The sequence below is a fragment of the Longimicrobium sp. genome, from assembly GCF_036554565.1.
Taxonomy (GTDB): Bacteria; Gemmatimonadota; Gemmatimonadetes; order Longimicrobiales; family Longimicrobiaceae; genus Longimicrobium.
This window is the reverse complement of record NZ_DATBNB010000496.1, coordinates 1-7526: the sequence shown is the minus strand read 5'-3', so window position 1 is coordinate 7526 and position 7526 is coordinate 1. Positions and strand designations below refer to the sequence as shown.

The window sequence follows — 7526 nt, the reverse complement described above, 5'->3', positions numbered from 1 at the left end:
CCGGTTGCAGGAAAGCCGTACCAGGCAGGGCGGAGATAGGGCGACAGGCCGCGCTTCTGCACCCGGCCCAGCGGGATGAAGATCGCGAAATAGAGGACGAACCCGCCAACGAGCGCCCATGCCGCACGCCACGGCATGCCCACCGTGTAATGCCACACGATGGGGACCAGCAGCATCGGCCCGAGCAGCGCCAGGACGAACCGCGGGGTGATTGCAGGAGCCGGTCTTCCGACGTTCTCCCGCAGTTCCTGCCGGCGGAACGGCTCCGTTCCCCTAAGCATCACCCACGCGCCCCCGATCAGCCCCACGGCCACCAGGAGCACGCCGATGGCCGTCGGCAGGCCCAGGGACTCGCCCCACACGCCGGCCGCCAGCATCGGGGCGGTCGTCGCGCACACCGCGATGATGATCGCCGCGCGGGTCTGCAACCCCCCGTCGGGGCGCACTGGATCGGAGGTTCCGGCTTCCCTACTCATCGTTCCATCCATGACTCTGTTGCCGAGCGCTCGGCGGCGCACCGGCAGGCCACTACGACGCGTCTTGCCTGGATGTTTCCCGCAGTGCCGCCCGCATTACGTCCACGGGTGCGTCTACGCCGAACCAGTGGCGGAAGGCGGCGGCGCCCTGCTGGATGAGCATCTCCTTGCCATCCGCGGCGGGGATGCCGCAAGCCCTCATTTCGTGCACCCAATGCGTTTCGCTCGGCGAATACACCAGGTCCAGCGCGACGCCAATCGTCAAAGTGGACGCCTGCGGATGCAGCGGGAGTGGATCACCCGGCTTCAGCCCCAGCGACGTGCTGTTGATCGCCAGGTCGAAGCGCCCGCCCCGCAGATCGTCCGCGGATGAGGCAGTATCGATGCGCACGCTGGGCGTGCGGAATCGCTCCGCCAACTCGGACGAGCGCTCCGGGGTGCGGTTGACGATGAAGATCCGCTCAACTCCCGCATCCGCCAGCGCGCAGACGGCCGCGCTCGCGGCGCCGCCCGCGCCCAGCAGGAGCACGGACGCACCCGCAGGCGAGCAGCCCAGGAGCGCGCGGACGGCCCCATCCACCCCCGCGACGTCGGTGTTGTCGCCGTGCACCCTGCCGTCCGCGAGCCAGAACGCGTTGCACGCCCCGGTTCGGACGACGCGGTCGCTGGCCACGTCCACGGCGCGCGCGGCCACCTGCTTGTGGGGAACGGTCACGTTGCCGCCACCGCCCGCACGGGCAAGGGAGCGGATCAGGCCGGGCGCGTCGTCCGCGGAGCAGCGGAGCGCGACGTAGACGGCGTCGAGCCCCAGGTGGCGGATGGCGGCGTTCTGAAAGACGGGAGAAAGCGAGTGGCCGACGGGATCGCCCAGGAGGGCGAACAGGCGGGTGGCGGCCGTGGTCGTCACGGGTGAAGGATGGGCGCCAGCCGGTCCAGCGCGGCGCCGACGAGGCCGCGAAGCTCGTTGAACGTTTCCTCGTACAGGGCTTCGGGCCCGCCGAACGGGTCCGGCACCGAGGGGCCCAGCCCCTCGCCGCCGGCCGCGAAGTCGCCGAGCGTGGCGGCCTTTTCCGCGCCGCCCATCCGGTCGACGCTGGGCAGGTGCGAGGGGCCCATCGTCAGCACCACGTCGGCCCAGCTCACGAGGGCGGGCGTCAGCGGCTGGCTGGCGTGGGCGGAAAGGTCCACGCCCTGCCGCCGCGCCACGGTCACCGCCTCCATCGTCGCGGGCACGCCCGGGTGCGCCGACACCCCCGCCGACTTCACCTGCACGTTGGCCCACCCGCGGCGCTGCAGTTCGGCCCGGGCAATGCCTTCCGCCAGGGGCGAGCGGCAGGTGTTGCCCGTGCAGACGAACAGCAGGTTGTAGGTGGTGGTGGGCGGGCTCGCCTGCTCCGTCATCTGCAGTCCCACGCTCGCGGCCGGTGGCATGGGCCCGGCGCGGCGCCAGGCTATGGAAGCCCGCCAATCTACAGGCTTTCGTCCCCCGCGTCCAACCCGGCGAGGCTTCGGCTCAACGACGCGCCGATCCCGTCAGCAGCCGGACCGCAATGCTCCGAGCACGTCCACGGCCGCCTGCCCGTCCTGGACGGCCGGAGGCTCCAACTCCGCCAGCCGCCGCACCCACTCCTGGAGCAGCTGCACCCAGTCCTGCGCGGGGTCCGGCGCGAGCGTCGCCACGTACGGTGCGCCATCGCACGTGCGCCAGCGCTCTCCATCGTGCACGCAGGCGGAGAGATACGCGGTCTCCTCCCCCGCCCCGGTGCGCCCGGCCTGGACGCGCAGCGTGCCCCAGACCGCACCCGCCACGGCGTGCATCACCGGCGGCTTCCCGGGATGCAGCTGCGTCCACGTGCAGCCGTCCAGCCCCAGCACCGGATCGGCCACGTACGGATCACTCCGCGGCACACGCGGCCAGGAGCTCGCCGGCAGGTTGGGGACGGCGGCGAACGAGCCCTGGTGCGGGTCCCACCGCAGGCGTTGGGGAAAGGAGGTAGACTTCTTCCACCCTTCCAGCGTGCGCGGCGGTGCCCAGCGCATGGGCGAATCGACCGTGGCGCCCTGGTTTTCGCGCATCCACCGCACCCATCCGGCGAACTGCGCGTGGAGTGCGCGGCGGGCATCGTCGCGGTCCCGCGTGCGCATGGGGAAGCCAATGCGCCCCTCGGTGTCGTCGCGCTCCAGCCACGCCTCGGCGAGCTCACCGCCTTCGCGCCGCTCCATCATGTACACGGCGGTGGCGCGCACCCGCGTCTCGCCCTTCGACCGTCCACCATCCGAGCGGTAGATGTGCACCACGCGACCCGCCATCCGGTGCACACCCGAGCGCTCGTGCTCCAGCATCCCGACGTAAAGCGCCTCGTGTCGGCCGCAGCGCCAGGGTTCCGGATGGCGGCTGTCCTGCAGCACGGCCAGCGGCTTATCGGCCGTCCGCCCGATCCCCGCCTCCGAGATCACGCCGCGCGCGGGAACCTCGATCCACGGCAGCCCCAGCCGGCGATACTTCTCCGCCTTTTCCGCATCCACCGTGTGATGCGCGTAGATCTCGATCGCGCCGACCTCCACGCCGTCCCGCAACAGCATCACGTCAGCGCGCAGCGAGGGAAACGTGCTCTCCATCCGCACCTCGTCCCACTCTACCTCCCACCTGTCCAGCGGCGCGGGAGGGCAGCGGTCGGTGCTCCGATCCTCCGGCACGCGGGCGCAGACGGGCCGCAGCGTCAGTCCCTTGCCGCCATCGGCAAGGCGCTCCGCGATGTGGATTTTCGCCGAGAGATGCAGCGCGCCCTCACCCCGTGCCGCGGCGCACTCCGCCTCTGGACGGTGTGCGTAGTGGTGACGCATCCGCGTGCCGAGATGCAGAAACACGCGCTCCAGGCAGACGGGGCAGAACGCTTCGGGGCGATGGCCGCGCGGCAGGTGGGCGTAGCTGGTGATGGGCACCAGCAGGAACGGCGCCTCCGAACCGGTGGGATCCAGCCGGTCGGCACCGGCGCGGAACCGCTGGCGTGCGGAGGCAAGGCGCGGCGCGTGGGCCGCGGCGGCACCGGCCTCCGCCTCGGCGACGTACGCCCAGGCGAGCCGCGCCTCCCGCGGACGCCCGGCGCGGGGGCTCGGGTCGGGCGTGTCGGTCAGCGGGGGAACCCGTGCATCAGGTGGCGTCCCGCGTCTGGGCCGCGATGGCTTCGGCGATGGGCAGGTCGTCCGGGCGCGTGACCTTCAGGTTGCGGTACGAGCCCATCACCACGCGGACCGGGCCCACGTAGCGCTCGTACAACGCCGCGTCGTCCGTGGCCGCGATGCCCTCCTGCGCGGCGCGGCGATACGCCTCCCGCAGTCCGCCGAGCGGAAATCCCTGCGGCGTCTGCGCCTGCCACAGCGTACGGCGATCCGGCGTGCCGGCGATGGCGCCTTCCGCATCCACCTGCTTGATGGTGTCCGTCACCGGCACGGCTGCGATGGCTCCGCCGGACACGCATCCATCCAGCACGCGATCGATGATCCCGCCGTCGACGAACGGACGCGCGCCATCGTGGATGAGCACCAGATCCACATCCTCCACCGCCGCCAGCCCGTTCGCGACCGAGTCACCGCGCTCCGCGCCACCCGCCACGATCCGCACGGGCACATCCAGCAGCCACGTGGGCGCGTGCAGGACGTCTTCCGCCGGGAGGACGACGATCACCTGGCCGATGCGGGGATGCGCGAGAAAGGGGCGGATGGCGCGCAGCAGCACCGGCACGCCGCCGATCTCCAGGTACTGTTTGCGCACGGGCCCGCCGAAGCGCAGCCCGGAGCCGCCGGCGACGATCACGGCCGCCGCACGCGGCGCGTCAGGCGGCGAAGATGCGGTCGACAAGGGTGCGGACGTCCTCGACGGGAATGGCGCGGATGCCGGGCGGCACCGACTGCGGAACGGCGCGCGGCGACAGGTACGCCGCGCGGAAGCCCATGCGCGCGGCCTCGGTCAGCCGCCGCTCGATCTGGCCGACCGGGCGCAGCTCGCCGCCCAGCCCCAACTCGCCGATGACCACGGTGTCGGACGGCACCGGTCGGTCGAACACGCTCGATGCGAGCGCCACGGCCACAGCCGCGTCCGTAGCCGTCTCGGTGAGCCGCAGCCCGCCGACGACGTTCAGGAACACGTCCAACTGGCCGAAGTGGAGACCCGCGCGCTTCTCCAGTACGGCGAGCAGCAGCGCCAGCCGCTTCTGGTCGATCCCGGTGCTCACCCGTTGCGGCGCGCCGTACGCGGCCTTTGCCGCCAGCGCCTGCACCTCGACGAGCAGCGGGCGCGTGCCCTCCATCGTGGCCACGACGGCGGAGCCGGGGACCGCGTCGGAGCGCTCGCCCAGGAACAGCTCCGACGGATTCCCGACGGGGGACAGTCCCGCCGCGGTCATGCGGAACACGCCGATCTCATCCACCCCGCCGAAACGGTTCTTCGTCGCGCGCAGCACGCGGTTGTCCAGCCCGCCGGCCGACTCGAAGTAGAGCACCGTGTCGACGATGTGCTCCAGCGTCTTGGGTCCCGCGATCCCGCCGCCCTTGGTGACGTGGCCCACCAGGAACACCGCCGTCCCGGTCTGCTTGGCGAAGCGCTGCAGCCGGGCCGCGCACTCGCGCACCTGGCCCACGTTGCCGGGCGCGCCTTCCAGCTCCGGCGTGTAGACGGTCTGGATGGAGTCGATGAGCAGGACGGCGGGATTGAGCTCGGCGGCGCGGATCAGGATGCCATCCAGGTCCGTTTCCGCCAGCAGCGTCACCGACGATGCCGCCTCGTCCAGCCGGTCGGCACGCAGCTTCACCTGGTGCGCGGATTCCTCTCCCGACACGTACAGCGTGCTCCGCTGGGCACCCTCCAGCCGCCCCGCCACCTGCAGCAGGATGGTAGACTTGCCGATGCCCGGCTCGCCGCCCACCAGCACGACGGAGCCGGGAACGATGCCGCCGCCCAGGACGAAGTCGAACTCCGCCAGCCCGGTGGCCCAGCGCGGACGTTCGGCGCCTTCGACGTCGCGCAGCCGCACGGGTGCCGAGATGCCGGCGCCCGACGCGCGCGCGGACGAGCCCGCCGCTGACCCCTTGCTCTTGCGGGGCGCGGTGGGCTCTTCCACCAGCGTGTTCCATTCGTGGCAGCCGGGGCACTGCCCCTGCCACCGCGCCGTCTCGTTGCCGCACTCGCGGCAGAAGTACGCCGTCTTCGTCTTCGCCATTCCGTCAGTTTCCGCCGCGGTCAGTACTCCGGCGGCCCGTCGTTGCGCGGCGAGTAGCTTTCGAACCGCGTGAACTCCTTGAGGAACATCATCTGTACGGTGCCGGTGGCGCCGTTGCGCTGCTTGCCGATGATGACCTCGGCGCGGCCCTCGATGTTGTTCCCCTCCTTGTCCGTAGGCCCGAAGTAGTACTCGGGGCGATAGAGGAACATGATGAGGTCTGCATCCTGCTCGATGGCGCCTGATTCACGAAGATCGCTCATCATGGGCCGTTTGTCGGGGCGCTGTTCGACGGCGCGGCTGAGCTGCGAGAGCGCCACCACGGGAACGTCCAGCTCCTTGGCGAGCGCCTTGAGCCCGCGCGAAATCTCCGACACTTCCTGCTGGCGATTTTCCGTCTTTCCCTTGCCGCCCGTCATCAGCTGCAGGTAGTCGACGATGATCAGCGACAGGTCCTGCCGGTCGGACTTCAGGCGGCGGGCCTTGGCGCGCATCTCCAGCACCGAGATGCCGGCGGAGTCGTCGATGTAGATGGGCGCGGTGTTCAGGTAGCCCGCGGCCGTAGCCAAGCGCGCGTACTCGTCATCCAGCAGGCGCCCCCGGCGCAGCCGGCTGGCGTCCACGCGCGCCTCGGCGCAGAGGACGCGCTGCACAAGCGACTCCTTGCTCATTTCCAGCGAGAAGAACGCGACGGGCTTCTTCGCCGAGATCGCCGCATGCTGGGCGATGTTGAGGGTAAATGCAGTTTTTCCCATTGACGGGCGAGCTGCTACAATGATCAGGTCGCTGGGCTGGAAGCCGGCCGTCAGCTCGTCGAGGTCGGCGAAGCCGGTGGGGACGCCGGTGACGGAGGAGTTATTGTTCTGCAGGGCCTCGATCTTCTCGAACGTGGGCCACAGGATCTCCTTGATCCAAACGAAGCCCTTGCGGTCGTGCGTCTGCGCGACCTCGAAGATCTTGTGCTCGGCCTTGTCGAGAAGCTCGTCTACCTCGCCCGGATTGTCGTACGTGTCCTGGATAATCGTGGTCGCCGCCTCGATCAGCCGGCGCAGCAGCGCCTTTTCGCGGACGATCTTGGCGTGGTACTCGATGTTCGCCGCCGTGGGCACCGCGTCCATGATGGAAGCGATGAACTGCATGCCGCCCACGGATTCCAGGTCGCCGTGGTTGCGCAGGTCCTCGGCCAGGGTCAGCGCGTCGATCACGTCCCCGCGCTCGAAGATCCGCTGCATCGCCCGAAAGGCGCGGCGGTTCCCCTCGCGGTAGAACATCGTGTCGTCGACGACCTCGATGGCCTTGGTCAGGGCGTCGGCGTCGATCAGCATTCCGCCCAGCACGGCCAGCTCGGCCTCGGCGGAATACGGGGGAGAGCGGTCCGCGAACGCCGACGGGGGCGGCGGCGGCGCGGCGACTCTGGGAACGAAGGGAGTTGCGATGGACATGCGGCTCCGGTACTGCTAAAGAGCGAATTTCGATCAGAAGGTCCCGCGCGGACGCGGGCTCAAGATTTCGGGCTGCGGCCTAGGCCGCCTCAAGGACGTCGCGCGCCCGCTGCAGGTCTTCCCACACTGAGCGCACCCAGGCCGGGTGCCGCAGGCAGGCGGCCGGGTGATAGGTGGGAACGAGCGGAATTCCCCGGTACTGGTGCGTGCGGCCGCGCAGCTTGCCGATGGTGATGTCCGTGCCCAGCAGCGTCTGCGCGGCAAAGGCGCCGAACGCCAAAATCACCCGGGGCTTCACCAGCTCCACCTGCCGGAGCAGGTAGGGCGAGCAGGCGTCCACCTCGTCGGGCTGCGGATTGCGGTTCTGCGGCGGGCGGCACTTGAGCACGTTG

The 7526-nt window shown here is 70.5% G+C and carries 7 protein-coding genes and 1 pseudogene; all 8 read right to left on the bottom strand.

The genetic code is table 11. The features are described 5' to 3' along the window. Positions 1-428: pseudogene (locus tag VIB55_RS13630) on the bottom strand (hypothetical protein); the annotation flags it as partial. Positions 429-528: 100 nt separating this feature from the next. After that, positions 529-1383, bottom strand: coding sequence for a shikimate dehydrogenase (aroE, locus tag VIB55_RS13625; protein ID WP_331877201.1), 855 nt, complete (start codon positions 1381-1383; stop codon positions 529-531). Then, complete coding sequence (locus tag VIB55_RS13620; protein WP_331877200.1) at positions 1380-1877, bottom strand: low molecular weight protein arginine phosphatase; 498 nt, start codon at positions 1875-1877, stop codon at positions 1380-1382. Before VIB55_RS13620 ends, aroE begins: the two co-directional genes overlap by 4 nt. Positions 1878-2009: 132 nt before the next feature. Beyond that, a complete protein-coding gene (locus tag VIB55_RS13615; protein ID WP_331877199.1) occupies positions 2010-3419 on the bottom strand; it encodes a competence protein CoiA family protein in 1410 nt (469 codons plus the stop codon). 208 nt (positions 3420-3627) lie between these two features. Next, on the bottom strand, positions 3628-4335 hold the full coding sequence (ispD, locus tag VIB55_RS13610) for a 2-C-methyl-D-erythritol 4-phosphate cytidylyltransferase (protein ID WP_331877198.1): 708 nt from the start codon (positions 4333-4335) through the stop codon (positions 3628-3630). Then, positions 4310-5692, bottom strand: coding sequence for a DNA repair protein RadA (gene radA, locus VIB55_RS13605; RefSeq protein WP_331877197.1), 1383 nt, complete (start codon positions 5690-5692; stop codon positions 4310-4312). The genes ispD and radA overlap by 26 nt, the downstream gene beginning before the upstream one ends. A gap of 20 nt (positions 5693-5712) precedes the next feature. Next, positions 5713-7134, bottom strand: a complete 1422-nt coding sequence (gene dnaB / locus VIB55_RS13600) for a replicative DNA helicase (RefSeq protein WP_331877196.1) — start codon at positions 7132-7134, stop codon at positions 5713-5715. A gap of 79 nt (positions 7135-7213) precedes the next feature. Continuing rightward, positions 7214-7526 (bottom strand): uracil-DNA glycosylase (locus VIB55_RS13595; RefSeq protein ID WP_331877195.1); only part of this gene is annotated, 313 nt, incomplete at its 5' end.

Coding starts and splice junctions, on each gene's coding strand:
- VIB55_RS13620 (WP_331877200.1), bottom strand. CDS start 1,877: ATGACGGAGCAGGCGAGCCCGCCCACCACCACCTACAACCTGCTGTTC.
- radA (WP_331877197.1), bottom strand. CDS start 5,692: ATGGCGAAGACGAAGACGGCGTACTTCTGCCGCGAGTGCGGCAACGAG.
- dnaB (WP_331877196.1), bottom strand. CDS start 7,134: ATGTCCATCGCAACTCCCTTCGTTCCCAGAGTCGCCGCGCCGCCGCCG.